The organism is Meridianimarinicoccus zhengii (assembly GCF_003254465.1).
In the GTDB taxonomy this organism is placed as follows: domain Bacteria; phylum Pseudomonadota; class Alphaproteobacteria; order Rhodobacterales; family Rhodobacteraceae; genus Meridianimarinicoccus; species Meridianimarinicoccus zhengii.
This window is the reverse complement of the sequence record NZ_QDFI01000203.1, coordinates 1-631: the sequence shown is the minus strand read 5'-3', so window position 1 is coordinate 631 and position 631 is coordinate 1. Positions and strand designations below refer to the sequence as shown.

Here is a 631-nt window from a genome sequence, read left to right as displayed (position 1 = left end):
GTCCGGCCCCACCTTGGCCCCGCAGCCGCCGCAGAGCGGCGCGCCCGCCATCGCCCGTGCCCCCCGCGCGGCATCGCCCGGCACGACGGCGGGCGCCATCGGGCGCAGGTGCCGGAACCGGTCCATGAAATCCCGGTCGATCCGGTTCTTCCACCGCCAGAGCCACGGCCCGCGCAGGGTCACGCCGGAGCGCTCGACCAACGCCTCCCGCCCGCCCAGCGAGATCAGCTTGAGGTAGTCGCGCTGCGGGCGGTAGCGCCGCGGCATCCCGCCCGCCAGCGCTGCGCGCAGGTTGTGCGCGAGCACCGGGGCCTGCCGCACGGCATAGACCCCGGCCTTGGGGCGCGGCGCGAAGGTCATGTGCGCGCAATCCCCCGCAGCGTAAACTTGGCGGTGCGAGATGCTGCGCAGCCGGTCGTCCACGTCGATGAACCCGCCCGTGACCGCAAGCCCGCTGTCGGCGATCCAGCCATGGGGGCGCGCGCCCGCGGCCCCGGTGACGAAATCCGCCGCCACGATCCGGCCCTTGGCCAGGTGCACGCCGGTGCCATCGACCGCGGCGACCCCCGCGTTCTGGATCAGCCGCACGCCGTGCGCGTCGAGCGCGGCGCGCAGTTCGCGCCGCGCCGCC

The 631-nt window shown here is 75.9% G+C and carries 1 protein-coding gene; it reads right to left on the bottom strand.

What is annotated here, in order from left to right:
• Positions 1 to 631 (bottom strand): FAD-dependent oxidoreductase (locus tag DDE13_RS22630; RefSeq protein WP_162631212.1); only part of this gene is annotated, 631 nt, incomplete at both ends.